The sequence below is a fragment of the Arthrobacter sp. 10T416 genome, from assembly GCF_056394165.1.
In genome coordinates this window covers 387973-410895 of record NZ_JBFTHI010000001.1, presented here as the reverse complement: position 1 = coordinate 410895, position 22923 = coordinate 387973, and the positions used below count along the sequence as shown (strand labels likewise).

Genomic DNA, 22923 nt, shown 5'->3' with positions numbered 1-22923 from the left:
CGGCTGTACCGGGCCTGGCACCGGTACAGCGTCTGCATGGTGGACGTTGCTGGGGTATGGCTCCTTCATCTTACGCACCCGTGTTACTGTGAAAATGTGCGTGCAGAACTGCTTCTTCTTAGCTGCCGCGGCGGGGCCTCAGACGCGATCTAGCGCAAGGCCAAACCTCGCTGCGGAGTTTGTGTTGCCCGGCCACCCTTTCACCAAGAACCACAGAAAAGGCCCCGATAAGTAATGCGAAACGCACAGCAGCCCTCAGGAATGCCGGTCCACCGCTATGTCCCCTTCCAGGACCTCATCAGTGTCGAACTGCCGGACCGCACCTGGCCCGGGAAGGTCATCACCAAGGCCCCGCGCTGGTGCGCCGTTGACCTCCGTGACGGCAACCAGGCCCTGATCGATCCGATGAGCCCGGCCCGCAAGATGAAAATGTTCGACCTGCTGGTCCGGATGGGCTACAAGGAAATCGAGGTCGGCTTCCCCTCGGCCTCGCAGACGGACTTCGACTTCGTCCGGCAGCTGATCGAGGGCAACCACATCCCGGACGACGTCACCATCCAGGTCCTGACCCAGGCCCGCGAGCACCTGATCGAGCGGACCTACGAGTCCCTGGTAGGCGCCAAGCAGGCCATCGTCCACCTTTACAACTCCACGTCGGTCCTGCAGCGCCGGGTGGTGTTCAACCAGGACGAGGACGGGATCCTGGACATCGCCCTGCAGGGCGCCCGCCTGTGCAAGAAGTACGAGGAAACACTCGAGGACACGCACATCACCTACGAGTACTCGCCGGAGTCCTTCACCGGCACCGAACTCGCCTACGCCGTGCGCGTCTGCAACGCCGTTGCCGATGTCTTCGAAGCCTCGGCGGACCGGCAGGTCATCATCAACCTGCCGGCCACTGTCGAGATGGCAACCCCGAACGTGTACGCCGATTCGATCGAGTGGATGAGCAGGCACCTGCATCCCCGCGAAGGCATCATCCTCTCCCTGCACCCGCACAACGACCGCGGCACCGGGGTCGCGGCAGCGGAACTGGGCTACCTCGCCGGAGCCGACCGGATCGAAGGCTGCCTGTTTGGCAACGGCGAGCGGACGGGCAACGTGGACCTGGTCACCCTTGGCCTGAACATGTTCGTCCAGGGCGTGGACCCCATGATCGACTTCTCGGACATCGACGACGTCCGGCGCACGGTGGAGTACTGCAACCAACTGCCCGTGGCCGAACGCTCACCCTACGGCGGGGACCTGGTGTTCACCGCCTTCTCCGGCTCGCACCAGGATGCCATCAAGAAGGGCCTGGAAGCCCTCGAGAAGGATGCAGCCGCAGCGGGCAAGGACGTTGCCGATTACACCTGGCAGGTACCCTACCTGCCGGTGGACCCGAAGGACCTCGGCCGCAGCTACGAGGCTGTCATCCGGGTGAACTCCCAGTCCGGCAAGGGAGGGGTAGCGTACCTGCTGAAGAACGAGCACAACCTGGACCTGCCCCGCCGGGCCCAGATCGAATTCTCCGGCGTTATCCAGCGCCGCACCGACACCGTGGGCGGGGAGGTCAGCGGCGCCCAGCTGTGGCAGCTGTTCCAGGACGAGTACTTGCCCTCCGCCGCAGCCGAAGCCCAGTGGGGCCGCTACGCCCTGGGCGCGGTCAGCACCGAGTCGGACGAGGACGGCACCATGACCCTGACCGCCGCCCTGAAGATCGACGGCAAGCCGTTGCGCCGCACCGGGGTGGGCAACGGCCCCATCGCGGCCCTGCTCAGCATCCTGCGGGAGGACGGCGTGGACGTCCGCGTCCTCGACTACAGTGAGCACGCCCTGTCCGAAGGCGGCAGCGCCCAGGCCGCGGCCTACGTCGAATGCGCCGTGGGGGAGCGGGTGCTGTGGGGCGTCGGGATTGACGCCAACACGTCCATGGCGTCGCTGAAGGCCGTCATTTCCGCCGTCAACCGCGCCATCCGGGACGCCCGCGCCTAGAGCAGTCCCACTGCGCCGCCGGAGGTTCCGGCGGCGCAGTGCTGTTTCCAATGGCGGCGAATCCCAAAAGTCAGTGCGAAGATTAACTGTGGCCCAACCTTCCTCCTTCGCAGCCCGCGCCTACCGCGACGACGCCGTGGTCCTGCGCACGCACAAGCTGGGCGAGGCGGACCGCATCATCACGCTGCTGACAAAACACCACGGCCAGGTCCGCGCCGTGGCCAAGGGTGTCCGCCGCACCAGCAGCCGGTTCGGGGCCCGGCTTGAGCCCTTTATGGTCGCCGACCTCCAGCTCATCTCGGGGCGCACCCTGGACGTGGTGACCCAGGCGGTCGCGAAGGGCGCCTACGGTTCGAGCATCGCCTCCGACTACGGCCGCTACACGGTGGCTGCAGCGATGACCGAGACCGCGGAGAAACTCACCGACGTCGACGGCGAAGCCGGCACGGCCCAGTACCTGCTGCTGGTCGGGGCCCTGGCATCGCTCAGCCGGGGCGACCACGCCCCGGAACTTATCCTTGACTCCTACCTGCTCCGCGCACTGTCCACGGGCGGCTGGGCGCCGAGCTTTACCGACTGCGCCCGCTGCGGCGCCCCGGGACCGCACACCGCGTTCTCGGCTCCTCTCGGCGGCATGGTCTGCGGGGAGTGCCGGCCCCCGGGCTCGCCGGCCCCCGCCGCGGAGACCGTGATCCTGCTCGGGGCGCTGCTGACCGGCAACTGGGTTGCAGCAGACGCATCCGCCCCCGGCCACCGGCGGGAGGCCGCTGGGCTGGTGGCAAGTTATCTGCAGTGGCATCTGGAACGTGTCCTGAAATCCCTCAAACATGTGGAGCGAACGTAAACGTGGCCCTGGGCAAAAAGAAGAATCCCGTCCGGCAGCGCAGCACCCCCGTGGTGGCGCCGTACCCGCATCCCTCCGGTGCCGTTGCACCGGCCATCCCCGCGGAGTTCATTCCGCGGCACGTCGCGATCGTCATGGACGGCAACGGCCGCTGGGCCAACCAGCGCGGCCTGCCCCGCATCGAGGGCCATAAGGCCGGCGAGCCGGCGCTGCTGGATGTGATGGCCGGCGCCATCGAGCTCGGCATCGAACACGTCAGTGTCTACGCCTTCTCCACCGAGAACTGGCGACGCTCACCCGAGGAAGTCCGCTTCCTGATGGGATTTAACAAGGATGTGCTGCGACGCCAGCGCAACCAGCTGGACGACTGGGGTGTCAGGATCCGCTGGTCCGGGCGGCGGCCCAAACTCTGGGGCTCCGTCATCAGGGAGCTCGAGGAGGCCGAGGAGTTCACCCGCGGCAACAGCACCTGCACGTTGAACATGTGTGTTAACTACGGCGGCAGGGCCGAGATCGCCGACGCCGTGGCCGCCATCGCGGAGGAGGTGGCCGCGGGCCGGCTCAAGCCCGGTGCCATCACAGAACGCACCATCCAGAAATACCTTGACGAGCCTGACCTGCCAGACGTTGACCTGTTCCTGCGCAGCTCCGGTGAACAGCGGCTCTCCAACTTCATGCTCTGGCAGTCCGCGTACGCCGAGTTCGTTTTCCTCGACACGCTCTGGCCCGACGTCGACCGGCGCACGCTGTGGGACGCCGTCGAAATCTACGCCCAGCGGGACCGCCGGTACGGCGGCGCGGTCGACGCCGCAGTCCCGACGGGGGAGCTTCCCCGCGGCTAGCCCGCCCCGCCGTCGTCCGGGACGTACGCCCTAATCCACCGCGCCAGCCGTGCGTACGCGTCGGCGCGGACCCGCGGCGCCGAGAGGAAGACGTCGTGCAGGGCACCGTCGATCCGTTCCAGGGTCACGGTCCGGCCGAGGCTCAGGGCGCGCAAGGCGATGGTGTTGACGTCAAGGACAGCATCCGTGCGCCGCATGGATTCCTTCCAGAACATCCCGTTGGCGCTGGCGCCGGAGATCATCACCAGGATGGGGGCGTCGATGTTCAGCCCCCGGGCCACCTTCGACTGACCGCTGAGGACGGCGCTGAGCCAACCGGCGCGCACGGGGAAGGCCCGGCGCGGCCTGTAGTTGTCGTCGAGGAGCCACTCGCCCTCCGCGGCGCTGCTGATACTGCGCCAGTAAAAGGCACGCTCGGGAAGCCGGATGACATACTCGGGCCGCAGCCGTGCCAGCGGTTCCACCATGGTCCGGGCAGCCCTGCGGATCGCCGGGCTGCCATGCATCTCCAGCCACGGGCTGTCGAGGACCAGCTGCGCGGCAATCCCCGGGTGCCGGCTCGCCCACAGGGCCGTGATGAGGCCGCCGGTGGAGTGGCCCATCAGAGTCACCGGCACGGCGGGCGCGTTGTCAGGACTGAGGGACCTGATGATGCCGATCGCGGCGGTGATCTCCGCGTCGTAGTCGGCCAGGTCCGCCACGTAGCCGCCATGGGTGCCATGCTGCAGGCTCCGGCCGTGGTTGTGCATGTCCAGGGCAAAGAACTCGAAGCCCTGGTCGGTCCAGAATCCGGCGAGCTCCTCATTGAAGAAGTAGTCGCTCCACCCGTGCAGGAACAGGACGGCACGCTGCGGGGCCGGCCCGGCTCCCGCCGCGGGGACGTGCCGGACCAGTGTGGCGGTGCGCTCCACGCCGTCGGGCCCGGCCGCCTGGAAGACGCAGGACGCGAAGTCCTCGCCCAGGATGTCTGCCTGCCACTCCATCGGCTCCTCCCGGCCCGCAGCTAGACCGCCGCGGCGGCCGCGCGGCCCGCCGTCCGGCCCGAGAACAGGCATCCGCCCAGGAACGTGCCCTCAAGGGCGCGGTAGCCGTGGATCCCGCCGCCGCCGAAACCGGCCGCCTCCCCGGCGGCGTACAGCCCGGCGACGGGCAGGCCGGAACGGCCCAGCACCCTGGATTGCAGGTCGGTCTGGATCCCGCCGAGGCTCTTGCGGGTCAGGACGGAAAGGCGCACCGCGAGCAGGGGCCCGTGCCGGGGATCGAGCATCGGGTGCGGGGGAGCCACCCGCATCACCCGGTCCGTGGTGAAGCGGCGGGCGGCGCGGATCGCGGCGAGCTGCGGATCTTTGCCCAGGCCGCTGGCGAACTGGCGGTCGCGGGAGCGGACCAGCCGGTCCAGTTCCGCGGCGTCAATCAGCGGCGAGCCTGTTAGGCCGTTCATTTTCCCGGCGAGCTCGGCCGGGCTGGCCGCCTGCAGGAAGTCCACACCGCGGTCCAGGAAACGCTGCAGTGGGCTGTCGCTGGAGGGTTTGAGGCGCGCGGCGAGCAGGCGGATGTCTTTGCCGGTGAGGTCCGGATTCTGCTCGGAGCCGGAGAGCGCGAATTCTTTGAGGGCAATTGACCGGTTCAGCACGAACCAGGAGTGCTGATGCCCGGTGGCCAGGATATGGCGCAGTGCGCCGAGGGAGTCGAAGCCCGGAAACAGCGGCGCCGGGAGCATCTTCCCCGTAGCGTCCAGCCACAGCGCCGACGGGCCCGGCAGGATCCGGATGCCGTGCTTCGGCCAGACCGGATCGTAATTGTGGATGCCTTCCGGGTAGTGCCACATCCGGTCGCCGTTGATAAGCCTGCCGCCGGCACTGTCCACGGCGGCCAGGAAATCGCCGTCCACCGACGCTGGGACCCCGCTGAGCATCGCCTCCGGTGCGCCGCCGCCCGGCCATTGCCGCCGGACGGCGGTGTGGTTGCCGCCAATTCCGCCACTGGTGACGACGACGGCGCCCGCGGCGGCCTCGAAAGCGCCGACGGCCTCACGGGATGATTGCTCGCCCCGTGCCGCGCCGCTCGGGACGAGGACCTCGCCGCGCACCCCGGTGACAGTGCCGCCGCTGGTGGCCAGTCCGGTGGCGCGGTGGCGGAAATGGAAGGAGACCCTTCCGGCAGCCTGGCCCTCCCTGAGCTTGGCGAGGAAGGGCGCGACAATCGCGGGCCCGGTGCCCCAAGCGACGTGGAAGCGGGGGACCGTGTTGCCGTGGCCGTCCGGGCCGTACCCGCCGCGTTCCGCCCACTGCACCAGCGGGAAGAGTCCGACGCCGAGGGAGGCGAGCCAGGCGCGTTTCTCGCCGGCCGCGAAGTTGACGTAGGCCTCCGCCCAGGCGCGGGCATGCGTGTCCTCGCTCCGGTCGAAACCGGCCGACGACAGCCAGTCCGCCAGTGCCAGGTCCGCGCTGTCCCGTACGCCCAGCCGGCGCTGCTCCGGTGTGTCGACCAGGAACAGCCCGCCAAATGACCAGTGGGCTTGGCCCCCGACGGAAGCCTCGGGTTCCTGGTCCAGGACCGCCACCCGCCGTCCGGCCGCGTACGCCTCGGCGGCTGCCGCCAGCCCCGCCAGACCGGCGCCGACCACTACAACGTCGGCCTCGATCCGTGTGCCGGGACCGGCTCCCACTACGCCGTTGGTGACTGCATCCTCGCTGCTCATGGCTTCATGCTAGCGCCCGGGCGGGATGCGGATTGGCCGGCATTTTGGTTTGTGCGCCGGGAACCGGAAAACTAGGGGCATGCGCGTATATCCCACCTTCTTCCGGCTTGCCTTCTCCTGGATGGACGCCGAGCGCGCCCATACGATCGGTTTCCGGGCCATCCGGCTGGCCAACCGCTGCGGCGCCGGACGGGTGCTGCAGCGCTTCACCGCGCCGGCCCCGTCCCTGCGCACCGAGGCGTTCGGGCTGACGTTCCCGTCACCGTTCGGACTCGCCGCGGGGTTCGACAAAGAGGGCCACGGCATTGAGGCCCTGACCGAGCTCGGCTTCGGCCACGTCGAGGTTGGCACCATTACCGGCCAGGCCCAGCCGGGCAACCCGGCCCCCCGGCTGTTCCGGCTCATCGAAGACCGTGCCGTGATTAACCGGATGGGCTTCAACAACGACGGTGCGGCTGCGGTCGCACCCCGGCTCCGCTCCGCCCGCGCCGCCCTGCAGCGCCGCTATCCGGGCGTCCGTCCGGTGATCGGCGTCAATATCGGCAAGAGCAAGGTGGTGGAACTTGAGGACGCGGTGGCGGACTACCTGGTGAGCGCCCGCAGCCTGGCCCCGGCCGCCGACTACCTCGTGGTGAACGTCAGTTCCCCGAACACCCCCGGCCTGCGGCTGCTGCAGGACGTTGACACACTCCGGCCACTCCTGACCGCGGTCGGCGAAGCCGCGGACACCGCCGCCGGCAGGCACGTCCCGCTACTGGTTAAGATCGCCCCGGACCTCAGCGACGAGGACATCGACGACGTCGCCCGGCTGGCGCTGGACCTGAAACTCGACGGCATCATTGCCACCAACACCACCATCGGCCGCACCGGGCTCGTCTCCAGCCCGGACACTGTCGAGGCGTGCGGCGCCGGCGGCCTGTCCGGTGCTCCGCTCCGTCAGCGGTCTCTTGAGGTCCTGGCCCGGCTGAAAGCCGCCACCGGCGGTGCCCTTACCCTGGTGTCGGTGGGCGGCGTGGAGTCCGCCCAGGACGTCCGCGACCGGATCGACGCCGGCGCAACGCTGGTGCAGGGCTACACGGCTTTCCTCTACGAGGGACCCTTCTGGGCGGCGCGGATCAACCGGGACCTCGCGAAGCAGGCCGCCCGACGCTGACCGGACGCGGCTCCGGAAAGAGTCCGCGGGCGCCCGTCAGACACAAATGGGCCCCCGGCAGTCCGACTGCCGGGGGCCTTTTGACGGCTGAATTAGGCGGGGAACTCGCCGCGCTTGACCTGCGGCTTGGGGAGCCGCAGGCGGCGGAACTGCAGGGAGCGCATGGAGCCGTACCAGACGGTGCCGCGCTCCACCTCGCCGAACTTCTCGGCCAGGCGCTTCTTCAGCTTGCGGGAGAGGATAAAGACATCCACGAACACGGCCAGGAACATGACCCAGAATCCGCCCAGGACGTAGATCATCTGGTCACTGCTGGCCGGAACCAGCAGGGAGATGATCACAAAAAGCAACGCACCGAACATCAGGTACTCGCCGAGGCTGAAACGGGCGTCCACGTAATCGCGGGCAAAGCGCTTCTGCGGTCCCTTGTCGCGAAGCGGCAGGAACTTCTCATCACCGGTGTCCATGGCCTGGCGCATCTTGAGCCGCTGGTCCGCAATGGCGGTGCGTTCTGCAGCCTTGGAGGCCTTGCGATCCTCCGGAACCAGGGGCCGCTTGCGGGCGGCGACCTGGGCGCTGCGCTTAGGCGTTGGGGCTCCCTTGCCGATGGCGGCGTCCCGGGCTGCTGCCTCGGCCACCTGCTGGTCAACTACGTCCTGCGCCGAGGGCGCTTCCTTTTTACGTCCAAACACCCCTACAGAATACCCTGCGGGCACCGGGGCGAGGCCCAGGCCACACCCGGTCGCCCGCTTGGCTGTAACAGCAGGCACGGTAGTGTTTTGGCCATGACTTCATCACCCGCGGGGAACCCGCAGACCCCAGCCGGCGGCGCCATCGATGCCGACGCCCTCCGCCAGGCCGTTACCGAATCCTTTGACACCACTGTCGAACAGCTCAAGCAGCTTGTGGCCATCCCCGGCATCGCCTGGCCCAGCTTCGACCCGGCACCGCTGAACGCCAGCGCCGACGCCGTCGCCGAACTGGTGCGGGCCACCGGGTTCGACGACGTCCGGGTGCTGCGATGCGACAAGGAAGACGGCACCCCTGGCGGTCCCGCCGTCGTCGCCCGCCGTGCCGCCGCGGCCGGCAAGCCGACCATCCTGCTCTACGCCCACCACGACGTGCAGCCGACCGGCGACCTGGCCCTCTGGGAGACCGAACCTTTCACCGCCGTCGAACGCGACGGCCGCCTCTATGGCCGCGGTGCCGCCGATGACAAGGCAGGCATCCTGGCCCACGTCGCCGCCTACTCCGCCGTAACACGCGTGTTGGGCGAGGAACTGGGACTGGGCGTGACCTTCTTCTTTGAAGGCGAGGAAGAAGCCGGTTCGCCGACGTTCCGTTCGTTCCTTGAAACGCACAAGGAACTGCTGCGCTCGGACGTGATCGTCGTTGCCGACTCATCGAACTGGAAGGTCGGCATCCCGGCACTCACCACCAGCCTCCGGGGCCTGGTCGACGGCACCATCGAGGTTAAGGTCCTTGACCACGCCGTCCACTCCGGCATGTTCGGCGGCCCCGTGCTGGACGCCCCCACACTGCTGGCCCGGCTGATCGCCACCCTGCACGACGACGAAGGCAGCGTCGCGATCGACGGCCTGGTCAGCCGCGACGACGTAACCGTCGACCTCACGGAAGAGGAGTACCGCAAGGACGCGTCCGTGCTCGACGGCGTTAAGCTCGCCGGTACCGGAACCATCGCGTCGCGGATGTGGACCAAGCCCGCGCTGTCCATCATCGGTTTCGACGCACCCGCCGTGGACGTTGCCTCCAACACGCTGCTGCCGCGCGCCCGCGCCAAGTTCAGCCTGCGGCTCGCCCCGGGGCAGAACCCGGCCGACGCCATGGACGCCGTCCGCCGCCACGTCGAATCCCACGCACCGTTCGGAGCCGAGGTGGTCTTCACCCCGGGGGAGAGCGGCAACGCGTTCCTCACGGACACCACGTCCACCGCGGCCAGCATGGCCATGTGGGCCCTCGGCGAGGCATGGGGCGTTCCGGCCGTCGAGACCGGCATTGGCGGTTCCATTCCCTTCATCGCGGACCTCACCGAGCTGTACCCGGACGTACAGATCCTCGTCACCGGCGTGGAGGACCCCGACTCGCGGGCGCACAGCGCCAACGAATCGCTGCACCTCGAGGACTTCCGGAACGCCATCGTCGCGGAAGCGCTGCTCCTGGCCCGGCTGAACGCTGACGGCCTCGCCTGAGGCCCGCGGCCCCACACCGCTTCCGGGGAACATCCAGCCGGCGGTGAGGGTTACGTCAGGAGTTAGAGCTACACGTCTGATCGACGTAGCATGTAGCTATAGCCCATACCGTTTAAGTAGGGGCGGGCACCGCGCAGGCGGAGCCGCCACGACCGTCGTAAGAAGGTAGGCCATGAGCACTACAACCAATGAAAACAGCGCCGACACCACCGTCCAGGCGGACCAGGACCTGGCCAGCCACGAGGTCCAGCTGACCGACGTGGCCGCCGGCAAGGTCCGCAGCCTGCTGGAACAGGAAGGCCGCACTGATCTTCGGCTCCGCGTTGCCGTGCAGCCGGGCGGTTGTTCCGGCCTGATCTACCAGCTCTACTTCGACGAGCGCCTCCTCGAGGGCGACGCCGTCCGCGACTACGACGGCGTCGAAGTCGTTGTCGACAAGATGAGCGTGCCCTACCTGAGCGGTGCCAGCATCGACTTCGAGGACACCATCTCCAAGCAGGGCTTCACCATTGATAACCCCAATGCGGGCGGGTCCTGCGCCTGCGGAGACTCCTTCCACTAAGGGCTAAGGCCGGGCCATGGGCCCGGCCTTAGCGCCGTCCGGGGGAGGGTCACCGGAATCGCCGAAAACTCCACGGAGGCACGGCGCGGACATGTGGGCGAAAACTCGCGGGGAGCGGTAAGCTCTACACCGAGTAGTAAAACTTTTAGTGTGCCCGGAACGCTTACGGCGGCCGGGCGACAGCAACAAGTAGGAAGGGCCGTCTGTGAGTTCGCAGAACCGAACCGGCAGCCGACGCAAACAGATCACTACGATCACTGGCTTGGCACTAGCCGGCGCGTTGGCATTGACTGGATGTTCACCAGAGGTACAGAAAGGGTGGCTGCCCACTGAGCGTGGCACCACCAACCACACTGACCGCATCATGGACCTCTGGGTCAACTCATGGATTGCCGCGCTGGTCGTCGGCATCATCACCTGGGGCCTGATGATCTGGTGCATCGTGGCGTACCGGCGCCGGAAGGGCACCGTCGGCTTCCCCCGGCAGAACAGCTTCAACCTTCCCCTCGAGGTCTTCTACCTGACGATCCCGCTCTTTATGGTCCTGGTGTTCTTCTACTTCACCGACCGTGACCAGCAGGCGATCGACAACCGTGACCAGCCGGCCGACGTCGTCGTCGACGCCCGCGCCAAGCAGTGGGCCTGGGACTTCAACTACAAGAAGGGCGACGTCGTCACCGGCGACGTCCACGAGGCCGGCGTCCAGGCACACCTCACCGGCAATGATGTCGACAAGGAAAAGCTGCCGACGCTCTACCTCCCCGTCAACAAGTCCGTTGACCTGGAGCTGAACGCCCGCGACGTCATCCACTCCTTCTGGGTACCCGCCTTCCTGCAGAAGCGCGACATGATCCCCGGCAAGACCAACTACATCCGGTTCACCCCCACTAAAGAGGGAACCTACGACGGCAAGTGCGCCGAACTCTGTGGTGAGTACCACTCCGAAATGCTGTTCCGCGTGAAGGTCGTCTCCGAGACGGAGTTCAAGGCCCACCTTGACCAGCTCCGCCAGGCCGGCAACACCGGACTGCTCGGCGAAGAGTACGACCGCAACCCGGCCCCGACCGAGAACAAGTAAGGGGAGCGCGACGTGGCTACGACCTACTCTCAGCCCTCCGGGATCCTTGAGGCTCCCGTAGTACCCAAATCCAAGGGGCGCATCGTCGTCAACTGGATCACCTCCACCGACCACAAGACCATCGGGTACATGTACCTGATCGCGTCCTTCGTGTTCTTCTGCTTCGGCGGCGTTATGGCACTGCTGATCCGTGCCGAGCTGTTCGAACCCGGCATGCAGATCCTGCAGACCAAAGAGCAGTACAACCAGCTTTTCACCATGCACGGCACCGTAATGCTCCTGATGTTCGCGACGCCGCTGTTCGCAGGCTTCGCCAACGTGATCATGCCCCTGCAGATCGGCGCCCCCGACGTCGCCTTCCCGCGACTGAACGCGCTGGCCTTCTGGTTCTTCCTCTTTGGTTCCACCATCGCGGTCTCCGGCTTCATCACCCCGCAGGGTGCAGCCTCGTTCGGCTGGTTCGCGTATGCGCCGCTGTCCAACACCACCTTCAGCCCCGGCGTCGGCGGTGACCTCTGGGTCTTCGGCCTGGCGCTCTCCGGCTTCGGCACCATCCTCGGCGCGGTGAACTTCATCACCACGATCATCTGCATGCGCGCCCCGGGCATGACCATGTGGCGTATGCCGATCTTCACCTGGAACGTCCTGGTCACCGCCATCCTCGTTCTGATGGCGTTCCCGCCGCTTGCTGCCGCTCTCTTCGCCCTCGGTGCGGACCGCCGCTTCGGTGCCCACATCTTCGATCCCGAAAACGGCGGCGCCGTCCTCTGGCAGCACCTGTTCTGGTTCTTCGGCCACCCCGAGGTCTACATCATCGCCCTGCCGTTCTTCGGCATCGTGTCCGAGATCTTCCCGGTCTTCAGCCGCAAGCCGATCTTCGGCTACAAGGGCCTGGTTTACGCCACCATCTCCATCGCCGCCCTGTCCGTCACCGTGTGGGCCCACCACATGTACGTGACCGGCTCGGTCCTGCTGCCGTTCTTCTCCTTTATGACGATGCTGATCGCGGTACCCACCGGCGTGAAGTTCTTCAACTGGATCGGCACCATGTGGCGGGGTTCCATCACCTTTGAAACCCCCATGCTGTGGAGCATCGGCTTCCTGGCCACGTTCCTCTTCGGCGGCCTGACCGGTATCATCCTGGCCTCCCCGCCGCTGGACTTCCACGTTTCCGACTCCTACTTCGTGGTGGCGCACTTCCACTACGTGGTCTTCGGTACCGTCGTCTTCGCGATGTTCGCAGGCTTCTACTTCTGGTGGCCGAAGTGGACCGGCAAGATGCTCAACGAGCGCCTCGGCAAGATCCACTTCTGGATGCTCTTCCTGGGCTTCCACGGCACCTTCCTCATCCAGCACTGGCTCGGCGTCGAGGGCATGCCCCGCCGCTACGCGGACTACATGCCGCAGGATAACTTCACCTGGATGAACCAGTTCTCCACCTACTCGTCCTTCCTGCTGGGTGCCTCGCTGATCCCGTTCTTCTGGAACGTCTACATCACCTGGCGCAGCAACGAGAAGGTCATGGTTGATGACCCCTGGGGCTTCGGCGCTTCGCTCGAGTGGGCCACGTCCTGCCCGCCGCCGCGCCACAACTTCACGTCGCTGCCGCGGATCCGCTCGGAACGTCCTGCCCTGGACCTGCACCACCCCGAGCTCTCCCAGAACTACACCATCGACTCGCCTGCCCCGGCAGCGGCCGCGCTGGGTAACGCCGACCAGAAGGACACCGCGAAGTGAAGATCGAATCACGGATTTTTGGGCTCGGAGTCTTCTTCTTCGTCCCTGTAGCCATCGTCTACGGTTTTATGACGCACTGGTCCGAATGGGTGGGCATCCTCGGGGTCCTGCTGGTCGCAGGCCTCGCCGGCATGATCGGCGCCTACCTGGGCTTCACCGGACGCCGGGTCGGTATGCGCCCGGAGGACCGCAGCGACGCTGAGATCCACGAAGGCGCCGGCGAGCAGGGCCACTTCAGCCCCTGGAGCTGGTGGCCCCTGGTGCTGGGCCTCGCCTGCGCCGGCGGCTTCCTCGGCCTAGCCGTGGGCTTCTGGATCACGTTCATCGCCGGCGGCCTCGCCGTCGTGGCACTCGTGGGCTGGGTCTACGAGTACAGCCGCGGTGACCACGCGCACTAGCACTCAATACTGAGAACAACGACGGCGGGCCCCACCTTTGAGGTGGGGCCCGCCGTCGTTTGGATGTTCCGGGGACCATGCTGGCCCAGCGTAACCAGGTCCAGCGCTAGCCGGACTGTGACTCCAGCAGGGCGCAGAGCTCCGTCAGGGCGTGCTCGGCGTCGGCCTCGCTCGAGCCGTCCGGAACCGAATCTGCCCGGACCGCGAGCTCCACTTCGCAGCCGTGCCCGAAGTCCTCGGTCATGACTTCCAGGAGGGACCGTGCATCGACGCCGGGCCGGCCTTCCTTGCTGATGGTCACGGCGAAGCCGGTCTGGGTGACCGCCCTGACGAACACGGCCGCGGGACGGGCGTGCAGTCCGATCGAGGCCTGGACGACCGCCTTGCGAGCTGGCAATGGAACTCCTTTGAAACAGGTGGGCCGGGAGTGCTCCGGCAAGTGTGCTTCCTAAGCGTAGCCGGGGGATTAGCACCGGGCGAACCGTAACGGCTGAGTGGTCTAGACCTGCTCCCATGGTGGCTTAAGATTGGAGCATGAAGCATTCCATCGGGCGGTTCCGTGGGTTCTAACGCAGCACGGATGGCCGGCGGGATCGACCGCAGCAGCGGAGTCCCCATCTACGTCCAGCTCCGGGAAATACTCCGCGCCCACATTGCCAGCTCCTGTCCGCCCGGATCGGCATTGCCCTCGGAGCGAGACCTCTCCGAGCGCTTCGGCCTCGCCCGCATGACCGTCCGGCAGGCCATCGACGCCCTCGTGGGCGAGGAAGTGATTGAACGCGTCGTGGGTTTAGGCACGTTCGTGCGCAAGCCCAAACTGGACCTCCAGGTGAAGCTGACCTCCTACAGTGAGGAGATGCAGCGCCGCGGCATGGTTCCGGCAGCCAAGGTCCTGAGCTTCGAACAGATCAGTGCCAGCGCGTTCCTCGCCCGTGAACTGCAGCTGGAGGAGGGCACCCAGTTGGTCCGGTTCCGGCGCCTCCTGCTCGCCGACAACGAACCGATGAGCGTCGACGAGAACTTTATCCCCGCGCACCGGGTGCCGGGGCTCCTGGACGGTCAGCCGCCGACGTCCCTCTACAACGTGCTGAGCGAACGCTACGGGCTGGTGATGGAGTGGGGGGAGGACATGATCGAGGCCACGGCCGCGTCGCCCTCCACGGCCCGCCTGCTGAATGTGGAGGTTGGTTCGCCGCTGTTGAAGATCCAGCGGCACGCGTTCGTCGCCAGAGCCATGGTGGACTACTCCGTGTCCTACTACCGGGCCGATCGCTACAAGCTGTGGGTGCCGCTGCAACGGCCGGGCGTCCGGCCCACGCGGAACTACGCATCGGGGTACCGCCCCTGATCAGCAGCCCGCGGCACACAAAAAAGGCCCGGTCCGTATGGACCGGGCCTCTCCTGTGGCTAGCGACGTGAACTAGTGGCTGAGGGTCTTCTGATCCGCAGCCGCGTCGATGGATTCGTGCGCGCCGTGGTGGCTGTGTGCCGCCGCGAGTTCCGCCGGGCTGGCGGGAGCAACGCGGTCCTCGAAGAACCACTTGGAGAGCAGCGCACGGCGCTTTTCCTTGCGGTCCACGATTCCGTGGCTGTTCGGCACGGCCGGGAGCGGCGACGGGGATTCGAAGCCGACCAGCTTGTAACGCTTGTACTCATCCAGCGGGGCGTGGACCTCGATGAACTCGCCGTGCGGCAAGCGGACGATACGGCCGGTCTCGCGGCCGTGAAGGGCAATTTCGCGGTCCTTGCGCTGCAGGGCCAGGGCGACGCGCTTCGTGACGATGAAGGCGAGGATCGGGCCGATGAAGAACAGGGCGCGGAGCCAGTAGGTGACGTCGTTCAGGGCCACGTGGAAGTGCGTGGCGATGAGGTCGGAACCTGCGGCGGCCCACATCACGCAGTACCAGACGAAACCGGCCATACCGATGGCGGTCCGGGTCGGGGCGTTGCGCGGGCGGTCCAGGACGTGGTGTTCACGGTCGTCCTTGGTGATCCAGCGCTCAATCCACGGGTAGGTGAACATCACGGTGAACAGGATGCCGGCCGGCACCAGGGCCGGCAGGAGGACGTTGAACGTGAAGACGTGGCCGAACCAGACCTGCTCAACGTGCCAGTTCCCGAAGGTGCCCGGCATAAGGCGCAGGGCACCGTCGACGAATCCGATGTACCAGTCAGGCTGGGTGCCGGCCGAGACGGGGGAGGGGTCATACGGGCCGTAGTTCCAGATCGGGTTGATCGTGAAGAAGCCTGCCATCAGCGCGATAACGCCGAACACGATGAAGAAGAAGCCGCCGGCCTTTGCCGCGTAGACCGGGCCGAGGGGGTAGCCGACGACGTTGCCGTCGTTGCGGCCCGGGCCGGGGTACTGGGTGTGCTTGTGCACGACCACCATAAAGAGGTGCGCAACGATCATCAGGAGGATGAGCGCCGGAACCAGCAGGATGTGGAGCATGTACAGGCGGCCGATGATCGCGGTGCCCGGGAACTCGCCGCCGAAGAGGAAGAACGAGATGTAGGTGCCGATCACCGGGATGGACTTGATCACGCCGTCGATGATGCGCAGGCCGTTGCCGGAGAGCAGGTCATCGGGGAGTGAGTAGCCGGTGAAGCCTGCAGCCATGGCCAGGATCAGCAGGACGCTGCCCACAACCCAGTTCATTTCGCGCGGCTTGCGGAAGGCGCCGGTGAAGAAGACGCGCAGCATGTGCACGGACACCGAGGCCACGAAGAGCAGTGCGGACCAGTGGTGGACCTGGCGCATGAACAGGCCGCCGCGGACATCGAAGGAGATGTTCAGGGACGAGTTGTACGCCACGGACATTTCAACGTTCTTCAGCGGCAGGTAGGAACCCTGGTAGTGGGTTTCCGCCATCGACGGATCGAAGAAGAACGTCAGGAAGGTGCCGGAGAGCAGCAGGATGACGAAGGAGTACAGCGCCACCTCGCCGAACATGAAGGACCAGTGGTCGGGGAAGACCTTCCGGCCGAATTCACGGAGGATGCCGGAGCCGCCGACGCGCTGGTCGACGAAGTCGGTGATGCGGCCGCCCTTGGTCTTGGCGACGAAGGTGGGGGTGTTAGCTGTTGACGTTGCGCTCATGCTCATCACGCTCCCAGTAGCTAGGTCCAACAGGTTCTTTGAAGTCGCTCGTAGCGTAGAGGTAACCTTCGTCGTCTACGGCGATGGGCAGCTGCGGGAGCGGCCGGCTGGCCGGGCCGAAGATAACCTTGCATTCCTGGGTCAGGTCGAAGGTTGACTGGTGGCACGGGCACAGCAGGTGGTGGGTCTGCTGCTCGTACAGGGCAACAGGGCAACCGACGTGGGTGCAGATCTTGGAGTAGGCAACGATGCCGTTGTAGCTCCAGTCCTCACGGCCCGGGGAGGGCTTGAGGGACTCGGGGTTCAGGCGCATGAGCAGGACGACCGACTTGGCCTTCTCGTTCAGCTTGCCTTCGTGCAGCTCGTTCAGGCCTTCCGGGATGACGTGGAAAGCCGAGCCGATGGTGACGTCCGCAGCCTTGATGGGGGTGCCATCGGGGTCGCGGGTCAGGCGCTTGGTCTTSCCGYCAACMGGGGCCCACATGGTGTGYGCCAGCTTGTTGTCCGGACGGGGGCCGAGGTCGCCGAAGACGGCCAGGGCCGGCAGCGGGGCGAGGGCGACGGCGCCAAGCAGGGTGTTGCGGATCAGCGGACGGCGCTTGATACCAGTTTCCTCGACGATGTCGTCGACGATCCGGACGGCGGCCAGGCGGTCCTCTTCGGTGCGGATAGCGTGGCGCTCTTCCGACACTTCGTGGTCCGGCATAAGGGCCTTGGCCCAGTGCACGATACCGGTGCCGATACCCAGCATGGCGAAGGCGGTGCCAATGCCCAGCAGGGTGTTCTGCAGCCGGATGGTGGCGATCGAGGAGTCATTTCCAAGATCGATGGCGAAGTACGCCACCAGGAATATCAGGGTGCCCACGACCGAGGCGCCGAACAGAAGGGCCACCTGCCGTTCCGCTCGCTTGGCGGCCCTCGGGTCCGTGTCAGCCAGGCGCAAACGATGCGGGGGAATTCCAGGATCCTGGAACTTCTCCACCTCATTCTGACCAGCCGTAGCTACGGTGCCCGAGTGGTTCGGACTGCCGTCACTATGGTTGCCCATAATTCGCCTCATCCTTCTCTCGTCTCGACCAGTGTCGAGTTAGTTTTCAATTCAAACTGCTGACGGATCAGCAGAAAATTCTTACAAGTGCCGCTGACGCCTAGGACGTCCGCGAAGTCAGCCAAATGGTGAAGGCGATGATGACGCCCAGGCCGGCGATCCAAACAAACAGGCCCTCGGAGACCGGACCCAGGGCGCCGAGGTCGTTGCCGCCCGGTGAGCCGTTGGCCTCAATCTGCTTGAGGAAGGTGATGATGTCGCGCTTGCCTTCAGGGGAGACGTTGGCGTCGCTGAAGACGGGCATGTTCTGCGGGCCGGTGACCATGGCCTCGTAGATGTGCTTGCCGGAAACGTCGGCGAGGGCCGGGGCGAACTTGCCCCGGGTCAGCGCACCGCCGGCGGCAGCGGCGTTGTGGCACATCGCGCAGTTGGTGCGGAAGAGCTCGCCGCCCTTGGCGGCGTCGCCCTTCTCATCAAGCACACCGGCCTCGGGGATCGAGGGGCCGGGTGCCAGCGAAGCGACGTACGCCGCGAGCTGGTGGGTCTGCTCCTCGTTGAACTGCGCCGGCTTCTTGTAAGCCTGCGGGCCGTTCATCTGCATGGGCATACGTCCGGTGCCAACCTGGAAGTCAACGGCGGCGGCGCCGACGCCCACAAGCGACGGTCCGGCCTGTGAACCACTGGCACCCATGCCGTGGCAGGTGGCGCAGTTGGCGGCGAACAACTTGCCGCCCTCTTCCGCGTCACTTGCACTGAAGGTGGTGGTGTCGGCCTTGGCCTGGTTGACGGTGGTGGCGACGGCGTACAGCCCACCAGTGATGAGGAGACCCATAAGCAGCAGCGCAACTGCTGCCAGTGGGTGACGTCGCTTCTGCGAGAGTGCCTTCACGTGGTGGTTCCTTTTTTCGATGCTGCGTTGGCTCCGGGAGCCGCTTCTTGAAATTCTGCCTCTTGTAGAAAAAGAGTCAAGCCGTGGCTACTTGAGGACGTAGATGACCAGGAAGAGGCCGATCCATACGACGTCGACGAAGTGCCAGTAGTACGAGGTGACGATCGCGGAGGTTGCTTCGAAGTGCCCGAACTTCTTCGCTGCGAAGGAGCGTCCGATGATGAGCAGGAAGGCAATGAGGCCGCCGATAACGTGCAGGCCGTGGAAGCCCGTGGTCATGTAGAACGCCGAACCGTAGGCGTTGGTGGAGAGCGAGACGTGCTCGGAGACGAGCATGGCGTACTCGGTCGTCTGGCCGGCCACGAAGAACGCACCCATGATGAATGTGAGTGTGAACCACTCATTCATTCCCCAGCGGGTGAAGCTCAGGGGACCGCCAAGCCGACGCGGCTGAAGCCGTTCGGCGGCGAAGACGCCCATCTGGCAAGTAAAGGAACTGGCCACGAGGACGATCGTGTTAACGAGCGCAAAGGGGAAGTTGAGCTTGGCTGTCTCTTCAGCCCACATCTGTCCGGACGTCGAACGGAGTGTGAAGTACATGGCAAAGAGACCGGCGAAGAACATCAACTCACTGGACAGCCAGACAACGGTTCCAACGGAAACCATGTTCGGGCGATTCAGCGTCGGGTGCGCCGGGGTACTGGGGGCATGGGTCGCAGATGTCACATAGACATTATGTCTGTAAAACTCTGTCCTGCCCAACGCAAACCGCGTTTTGAGGGGACTTTTTCTACAAAGACGCGAAATCACGCGGAAAAGTTCCCGGACCCCTTCGCATTGGGCATTGCAGCCCCCGGGTCGATAGCATCGGAACGTGACTTCCCAGGCATCTGAACAGGCGGCAGGCAAGACGTGGCCGCGCCTCATCGGCGCGCTGATCAACGGCACGGACCTCACCGCCGGCGACACGGAGTGGGCCATGAACTCCATCATGTCCGGCGAGGCCACCCCGGCCCAGGTGGCCGGCTTCCTGGTGTCTTTGCGCGCCAAAGGCGAGACGGTGGAGGAACTCACCGGTCTGGTCGAGGCAATGATTGACTCGGCGAACCCGCTCGAGATCGCCGGCCAGAAGCTCGACATTGTCGGTACCGGCGGCGACCAGTTGAACACCGTCAACATTTCCACCATGGCTGCCCTTGTCTCAGCCGGGGCGGGGGCCAAAGTGGTCAAGCACGGCGGCCGCGCGTCGTCGTCGACGTCGGGTTCCGCGGACGTCCTCGAAGCGCTGGGTGTCCGTCTTGACCTGCCGATCCCGCGGGTGGCCCGGAACGCCGAAGAAGCCGGCATCACGTTCTGCTTCGCCCAGGTGTTCCACCCGTCGATGCGCTACGCCGCCGTCGCACGCCGCGAACTCGGGGTGCCAACGGCATTCAACTTCCTGGGACCGATGACCAACCCGGCCCACGTCCAGGCTTCCGCCGTCGGAGTCGCCAATGAACGCATGGCGCCCCTGGTGGCCGGTGTCCTCGCCAAACGCGGCAGCCGGGGCCTGGTCTTCCGCGGTAACGACGGGCTTGATGAACTGACCACCACCGGACCGTCCCGCATCTGGGAAATCCGCGACGGCGTGGTCACTGAAGGCGTTTTTGACCCGCGGGACCTGGGGATCCGGCAGGCGACGGTTGAGGAACTGCGGGGCGGGGACGCCGTGGCCAATGCCGCCGTCGTCCGGTCTGTCCTGGCGGGTGAGCCGGGTCCGGCAAGGGACGCTGCCCTGTTGAACGCTGCTGCCGGCCTGGTCTCCTTCGACCTCGAGGCCACCGGCCCGTTGACTGAGCGGATGGCCGCGGCGATGGCCCGGGCCGAGGAATCGGTCGGGTCCGGCGCTGCGGCTGCGGTCCTGGACCGGTGGGTCGCGCTGTCGCGCGACTAGGTCTTACTGTTCGAAGCCCAGGGCGAAGGCCGCGTCGAGATCGTGCTGCGAGTACGCGCGGAACGCAATGTGGGTGGTGGTGTGAACCACCGCGGGAACCTTTGAGAGTTTGTCCGCGATGACGTCCGCGAGTTCCTCATGCTTGGCCACCCGGGCAATCGCGATCAGGTCCCACTCGCCGGTGACGGAATAGACCTCGCTGATGCCGGGAATCGCGGAGATTTTCTCGGCCGTTTCCGGAATTGCGGAAGCGTCAGTCTTGATCAGGACGAAAGCGGTGATCACAGGGGAACCTTTCGGATCTGTCGCGCCGTTGCCGGCGTATCGATTGGCCTCAAAGGGGCGTGCCATCTGCCTGCAAGCCTAGTGCATCAGCCCCGCTGGCGCCGTGCCTTTAGGCGACGCGCGGCCGCCACCAGCAGCCGATAGCCAAGCAGGAATACCGCGAGGCTGATCAGGGCCACGATCACGAACGGCAGCACCACAACCTGCCCGGTCAACGCCCGGAGGAGCATCCCCACCGCCACCGTTCCCAGCCAGACTGCGACGCCGGCCGGCCACACCGCGAGGGGTCCGCGCCACAGCCGGAAGGCGAGCCAGGCCGCCGCGGCCCCGGCCAGGAACGGCCACGCTGTGGCCAGGACGCCGGTAATGATTTCGCCGCGCTGGTGTGCGTCACGGCCGATGGCCGCAAAGAGGAGGATCAGGACGACGTCCGCGACGGCGGACGCCACGGTTGCGCGTGTGGTGGCGGGGCGCAGCGTCGGCAGGGAAGTGTTCGAAGGCATACTTCCAGCGTAGCCGCGCCTGACGGAGCTGCTGACCGTCGTCGGTGTTCCCGGGCATTCCTCAGCGTTCCTCAGGTCACGGGAGCGCGTGGGGCAAACATAATCACCGCGACTCCCACGAGGCAGACCATGGAACCGATGACGTCCCACCGGTCTGGCCGGAATCGGTCGAAGACCATGCCCCAGGCGAGGGATCCCGCGACGAAGACGCCGCCATACGCGGCCAGGATACGTCCGAAGTGCGCCTCCGGCTGCAGGGTGGCCACGAATCCGTAGAGTCCCAGGGCAATGATCCCCAGCCCGGCCCACCACCAGGCCCGGCCCTCCCGGATAGCCTGCCAGACTAACCACGCCCCGCCGATTTCCGCGACGGCGGCAAGCACAAAGAGCATGACGGACTTCAGAATTGTCATGTCCACATCATCGCGCATCCGGGATCCGAGCGCGCGGCGGCCTGTGGTGCATAGCGGGGCGGCGGCCTACCATGATGCCGGTAGGCGGACGCGGAGGAGAGCGCTATGACAACACTGCCCGGCAGGCCCAACACGGCCCTGATGGTCATCGATGTACAGAACGGCGTGCTGGAGGGGGTGGTGCAGCGCGATGCCGTCATCACGAACATCGCCGAGCTGCTCGGCAAGGCCCGCGAAGCGGCGGTTCCAGTCGTCTGGGTGCAGCATTCGGATGCCCAGCTGGAGCGGGGGAGTGAAGCGTGGAAATACGTGCCCGCCCTAACGCCCCAGGACTCCGAGGCCCTGGTGCACAAGTCGTACGGGGACTCCTTCGAGGGGACCGACCTTGAGGACGTCCTGGCGCACGCCGGCGTCGGCCGGCTCTTGGTGACCGGGGCGCAGACGGACGAATGTATCCGGTCCACCATCCACGGTGCTTTTGTGCGCGGGTATGACGTGACCCTGGTGGCCGATGCCCACACAACGGAGGACTTGACCGACTGGGGTGCACCCCCGCCGGAGCAGGTCATAGCGCACACCAATCTCTACTGGGAGAACCACTCCGCCCCCGGGCGTACCGCCGAGGTGGTGCAGACCAGGGATGTGACCTTCGACGGCGGGACAGAGCCGGCCGCCTGAGCGCACATTTCCAGCGGTCCGGCATGATGTTGGGATGCGACTGAGGACTGAACGGCTGATCCTGCGTGAGTACACCATGGACGACTTCGCTGCGGTCCACACATTCGCCTCGGACGAGCGGGTCGCCGAGTTTGTTGAATGGGGCCCGAACACTGAGTCCGACACCAGGGGGTTCCTGGAATCCTGCGTCCAGGCACAAGGTGCCTCCCCGCGGGTCGACTTCACGCTCGCAGTGGCCGCTCCATTGGGCGGCCCGCTGGGAACTGTCGGTTTGACTCTCGCCCACGGCCACGGGGAGCTTGGCTACGTCATCGCCCCGGACCATTGGGGCAGCGGCTACGCCACGGAGGCCGCCTCAGCACTTCTGGCGTTCGGGTTGGACGAACTGGGTCTGCAATCCGTCAGCGCCACCTGCAGGCCGGAGAACGCCGCCTCAGCGCGGGTGCTCTCGAAGATCGGGATGTCCTGTAAGGGGCTTCGGAGGGCCGACAGGCTGATTCGGGGACAGTGGCGCGATTCCCTGGTTTTCGCCGTGTCGCGGCCTACCGCTCGCCCGCTTCATGGGACGTAGGATC

The 22923-nt window shown here is 66.2% G+C and carries 24 protein-coding genes; 13 read left to right on the top strand and 11 right to left on the bottom strand.

Annotated features, from left to right (window positions below; translation table 11 throughout):
- Positions 1-234: 234 nt before the first annotated feature.
- The 3 genes from leuA (at position 235) to AC1DBE_RS01855 (ending at position 3660) form a co-directional block, all read left to right on the top strand.
- Entirely contained in the window at positions 235-1974 is a 1740-nt protein-coding gene (gene leuA / locus AC1DBE_RS01865) for a 2-isopropylmalate synthase (protein WP_476880165.1), read from the top strand.
- Positions 1975-2062: 88 nt separating this feature from the next.
- Positions 2063-2818 carry a DNA repair protein RecO gene (gene recO, locus AC1DBE_RS01860; RefSeq protein ID WP_476880164.1) on the top strand — a complete coding sequence of 252 codons (756 nt, stop codon included), beginning with the start codon at positions 2063-2065 and terminating at the stop codon, positions 2816-2818.
- Positions 2819-2820: 2 nt separating this feature from the next.
- Positions 2821-3660, top strand: coding sequence for an isoprenyl transferase (locus AC1DBE_RS01855; RefSeq protein ID WP_476880163.1), 840 nt, complete (start codon positions 2821-2823; stop codon positions 3658-3660).
- On the opposite strand, the gene AC1DBE_RS01850 is transcribed toward AC1DBE_RS01855, so the two are convergent.
- Complete coding sequence (locus tag AC1DBE_RS01850; RefSeq protein ID WP_476969435.1) at positions 3657-4643, bottom strand: alpha/beta hydrolase; 987 nt, start codon at positions 4641-4643, stop codon at positions 3657-3659. The genes AC1DBE_RS01855 and AC1DBE_RS01850 overlap by 4 nt on opposite strands.
- Positions 4644-4663: 20 nt before the next feature.
- Positions 4664-6361: an FAD-binding dehydrogenase gene (locus AC1DBE_RS01845; RefSeq protein WP_476969434.1), complete on the bottom strand. Its 1698-nt coding sequence runs from the start codon at positions 6359-6361 to the stop codon at positions 4664-4666.
- A gap of 79 nt (positions 6362-6440) precedes the next feature.
- Between AC1DBE_RS01845 and AC1DBE_RS01840 the strand changes: the two genes are divergently transcribed.
- Positions 6441-7514, top strand: coding sequence for a quinone-dependent dihydroorotate dehydrogenase (locus AC1DBE_RS01840; RefSeq protein ID WP_476969433.1), 1074 nt, complete (start codon positions 6441-6443; stop codon positions 7512-7514).
- 92 nt (positions 7515-7606) lie between these two features.
- On the opposite strand, the gene AC1DBE_RS01835 is transcribed toward AC1DBE_RS01840, so the two are convergent.
- Entirely contained in the window at positions 7607-8206 is a 600-nt protein-coding gene (locus AC1DBE_RS01835; protein ID WP_476880364.1) for a DUF3043 domain-containing protein, read from the bottom strand.
- Positions 8207-8299: 93 nt separating this feature from the next.
- Between AC1DBE_RS01835 and AC1DBE_RS01830 the strand changes: the two genes are divergently transcribed.
- From AC1DBE_RS01830 to AC1DBE_RS01810, 5 genes are all read left to right on the top strand, one after another.
- Positions 8300-9724: a M20/M25/M40 family metallo-hydrolase gene (locus tag AC1DBE_RS01830; protein ID WP_476969432.1), complete on the top strand. Its 1425-nt coding sequence runs from the start codon at positions 8300-8302 to the stop codon at positions 9722-9724.
- A 172-nt stretch (positions 9725-9896) separates the two neighbouring features.
- Positions 9897-10286, top strand: coding sequence for a HesB/IscA family protein (locus tag AC1DBE_RS01825; protein ID WP_476880362.1), 390 nt, complete (start codon positions 9897-9899; stop codon positions 10284-10286).
- Between the two features lie 205 nt (positions 10287-10491).
- The gene (gene ctaC / locus AC1DBE_RS01820) at positions 10492-11364 is read left to right on the top strand and encodes an aa3-type cytochrome oxidase subunit II (RefSeq protein ID WP_476903366.1); all 873 of its coding nucleotides are present in this window, start codon (positions 10492-10494) and stop codon (positions 11362-11364) included.
- 12 nt (positions 11365-11376) lie between these two features.
- Positions 11377-13101: an aa3-type cytochrome oxidase subunit I gene (gene ctaD, locus AC1DBE_RS01815; RefSeq protein WP_476903367.1), complete on the top strand. Its 1725-nt coding sequence runs from the start codon at positions 11377-11379 to the stop codon at positions 13099-13101.
- Positions 13098-13499 carry a cytochrome c oxidase subunit 4 gene (locus AC1DBE_RS01810; protein WP_441417762.1) on the top strand — a complete coding sequence of 134 codons (402 nt, stop codon included), beginning with the start codon at positions 13098-13100 and terminating at the stop codon, positions 13497-13499. The genes ctaD and AC1DBE_RS01810 overlap by 4 nt, the downstream gene beginning before the upstream one ends.
- 106 nt (positions 13500-13605) lie before the next feature.
- On the opposite strand, the gene AC1DBE_RS01805 is transcribed toward AC1DBE_RS01810, so the two are convergent.
- Positions 13606-13896 (bottom strand): HPr family phosphocarrier protein, encoded by a 291-nt coding sequence (locus AC1DBE_RS01805; RefSeq protein WP_476969431.1) that lies wholly within the window; start codon positions 13894-13896, stop codon positions 13606-13608.
- A 183-nt stretch (positions 13897-14079) separates the two neighbouring features.
- Between AC1DBE_RS01805 and AC1DBE_RS01800 the strand changes: the two genes are divergently transcribed.
- Positions 14080-14847 carry a GntR family transcriptional regulator gene (locus AC1DBE_RS01800; RefSeq protein ID WP_476903478.1) on the top strand — a complete coding sequence of 256 codons (768 nt, stop codon included), beginning with the start codon at positions 14080-14082 and terminating at the stop codon, positions 14845-14847.
- A 72-nt stretch (positions 14848-14919) separates the two neighbouring features.
- Here AC1DBE_RS01800 and qcrB read toward each other — a convergent pair whose 3' ends face one another.
- From qcrB to ctaE, 4 genes are all read right to left on the bottom strand, one after another.
- Positions 14920-16599: a cytochrome bc1 complex cytochrome b subunit gene (gene qcrB, locus AC1DBE_RS01795; protein ID WP_476903369.1), complete on the bottom strand. Its 1680-nt coding sequence runs from the start codon at positions 16597-16599 to the stop codon at positions 14920-14922.
- Positions 16577-17647 (bottom strand): cytochrome bc1 complex Rieske iron-sulfur subunit, encoded by a 1071-nt coding sequence (gene qcrA, locus AC1DBE_RS01790; RefSeq protein ID WP_476969430.1) that lies wholly within the window; start codon positions 17645-17647, stop codon positions 16577-16579. The genes qcrB and qcrA overlap by 23 nt, the downstream gene beginning before the upstream one ends.
- 100 nt (positions 17648-17747) lie before the next feature.
- Positions 17748-18536 carry a cytochrome bc1 complex diheme cytochrome c subunit gene (gene qcrC / locus AC1DBE_RS01785; RefSeq protein ID WP_476879240.1) on the bottom strand — a complete coding sequence of 263 codons (789 nt, stop codon included), beginning with the start codon at positions 18534-18536 and terminating at the stop codon, positions 17748-17750.
- An 87-nt stretch (positions 18537-18623) separates the two neighbouring features.
- Entirely contained in the window at positions 18624-19298 is a 675-nt protein-coding gene (gene ctaE, locus AC1DBE_RS01780; RefSeq protein WP_476879239.1) for an aa3-type cytochrome oxidase subunit III, read from the bottom strand.
- Between the two features lie 112 nt (positions 19299-19410).
- Here ctaE and trpD point away from each other — a divergent pair, with 112 nt between their 5' ends.
- Positions 19411-20469 (top strand): anthranilate phosphoribosyltransferase, encoded by a 1059-nt coding sequence (gene trpD, locus AC1DBE_RS01775; protein ID WP_476879238.1) that lies wholly within the window; start codon positions 19411-19413, stop codon positions 20467-20469.
- A gap of 3 nt (positions 20470-20472) precedes the next feature.
- Here trpD and AC1DBE_RS01770 read toward each other — a convergent pair whose 3' ends face one another.
- From AC1DBE_RS01770 to AC1DBE_RS01760, 3 genes are all read right to left on the bottom strand, one after another.
- Positions 20473-20754 carry an Lrp/AsnC family transcriptional regulator gene (locus tag AC1DBE_RS01770; protein WP_146337532.1) on the bottom strand — a complete coding sequence of 94 codons (282 nt, stop codon included), beginning with the start codon at positions 20752-20754 and terminating at the stop codon, positions 20473-20475.
- 86 nt (positions 20755-20840) lie between these two features.
- Positions 20841-21257 carry a DUF3054 domain-containing protein gene (locus AC1DBE_RS01765; protein ID WP_476969429.1) on the bottom strand — a complete coding sequence of 139 codons (417 nt, stop codon included), beginning with the start codon at positions 21255-21257 and terminating at the stop codon, positions 20841-20843.
- A 71-nt stretch (positions 21258-21328) separates the two neighbouring features.
- Positions 21329-21670 (bottom strand): YnfA family protein, encoded by a 342-nt coding sequence (locus tag AC1DBE_RS01760; protein ID WP_476969428.1) that lies wholly within the window; start codon positions 21668-21670, stop codon positions 21329-21331.
- 105 nt (positions 21671-21775) lie between these two features.
- On the opposite strand from AC1DBE_RS01760, the gene AC1DBE_RS01755 reads away from it, so the two are divergent.
- Entirely contained in the window at positions 21776-22348 is a 573-nt protein-coding gene (locus AC1DBE_RS01755) for a cysteine hydrolase family protein (protein WP_476903370.1), read from the top strand.
- A 34-nt stretch (positions 22349-22382) separates the two neighbouring features.
- The gene (locus AC1DBE_RS01750; protein WP_476969427.1) at positions 22383-22919 is read left to right on the top strand and encodes a GNAT family N-acetyltransferase; all 537 of its coding nucleotides are present in this window, start codon (positions 22383-22385) and stop codon (positions 22917-22919) included.
- The last annotated feature ends 4 nt before the right edge of the window (positions 22920-22923 follow it).

Excerpts from the sequence above, each read along its gene's own strand:
- leuA (WP_476880165.1), top strand. The coding sequence starts at position 235 with ATGCGAAACGCACAGCAGCCCTCAGGAATGCCGGTCCACCGCTATGTC.
- AC1DBE_RS01850 (WP_476969435.1), bottom strand. The coding sequence starts at position 4,643 with ATGGAGTGGCAGGCAGACATCCTGGGCGAGGACTTCGCGTCCTGCGTC.
- AC1DBE_RS01845 (WP_476969434.1), bottom strand. The coding sequence starts at position 6,361 with ATGAGCAGCGAGGATGCAGTCACCAACGGCGTAGTGGGAGCCGGTCCC.
- AC1DBE_RS01840 (WP_476969433.1), top strand. The coding sequence starts at position 6,441 with ATGCGCGTATATCCCACCTTCTTCCGGCTTGCCTTCTCCTGGATGGAC.
- AC1DBE_RS01830 (WP_476969432.1), top strand. The coding sequence starts at position 8,300 with ATGACTTCATCACCCGCGGGGAACCCGCAGACCCCAGCCGGCGGCGCC.
- AC1DBE_RS01825 (WP_476880362.1), top strand. The coding sequence starts at position 9,897 with ATGAGCACTACAACCAATGAAAACAGCGCCGACACCACCGTCCAGGCG.
- AC1DBE_RS01800 (WP_476903478.1), top strand. The coding sequence starts at position 14,080 with ATGGCCGGCGGGATCGACCGCAGCAGCGGAGTCCCCATCTACGTCCAG.
- qcrB (WP_476903369.1), bottom strand. The coding sequence starts at position 16,599 with ATGAGCGCAACGTCAACAGCTAACACCCCCACCTTCGTCGCCAAGACC.
- AC1DBE_RS01765 (WP_476969429.1), bottom strand. The coding sequence starts at position 21,257 with ATGCCTTCGAACACTTCCCTGCCGACGCTGCGCCCCGCCACCACACGC.
- AC1DBE_RS01760 (WP_476969428.1), bottom strand. The coding sequence starts at position 21,670 with ATGACAATTCTGAAGTCCGTCATGCTCTTTGTGCTTGCCGCCGTCGCG.
- AC1DBE_RS01755 (WP_476903370.1), top strand. The coding sequence starts at position 21,776 with ATGACAACACTGCCCGGCAGGCCCAACACGGCCCTGATGGTCATCGAT.
- AC1DBE_RS01750 (WP_476969427.1), top strand. The coding sequence starts at position 22,383 with ATGCGACTGAGGACTGAACGGCTGATCCTGCGTGAGTACACCATGGAC.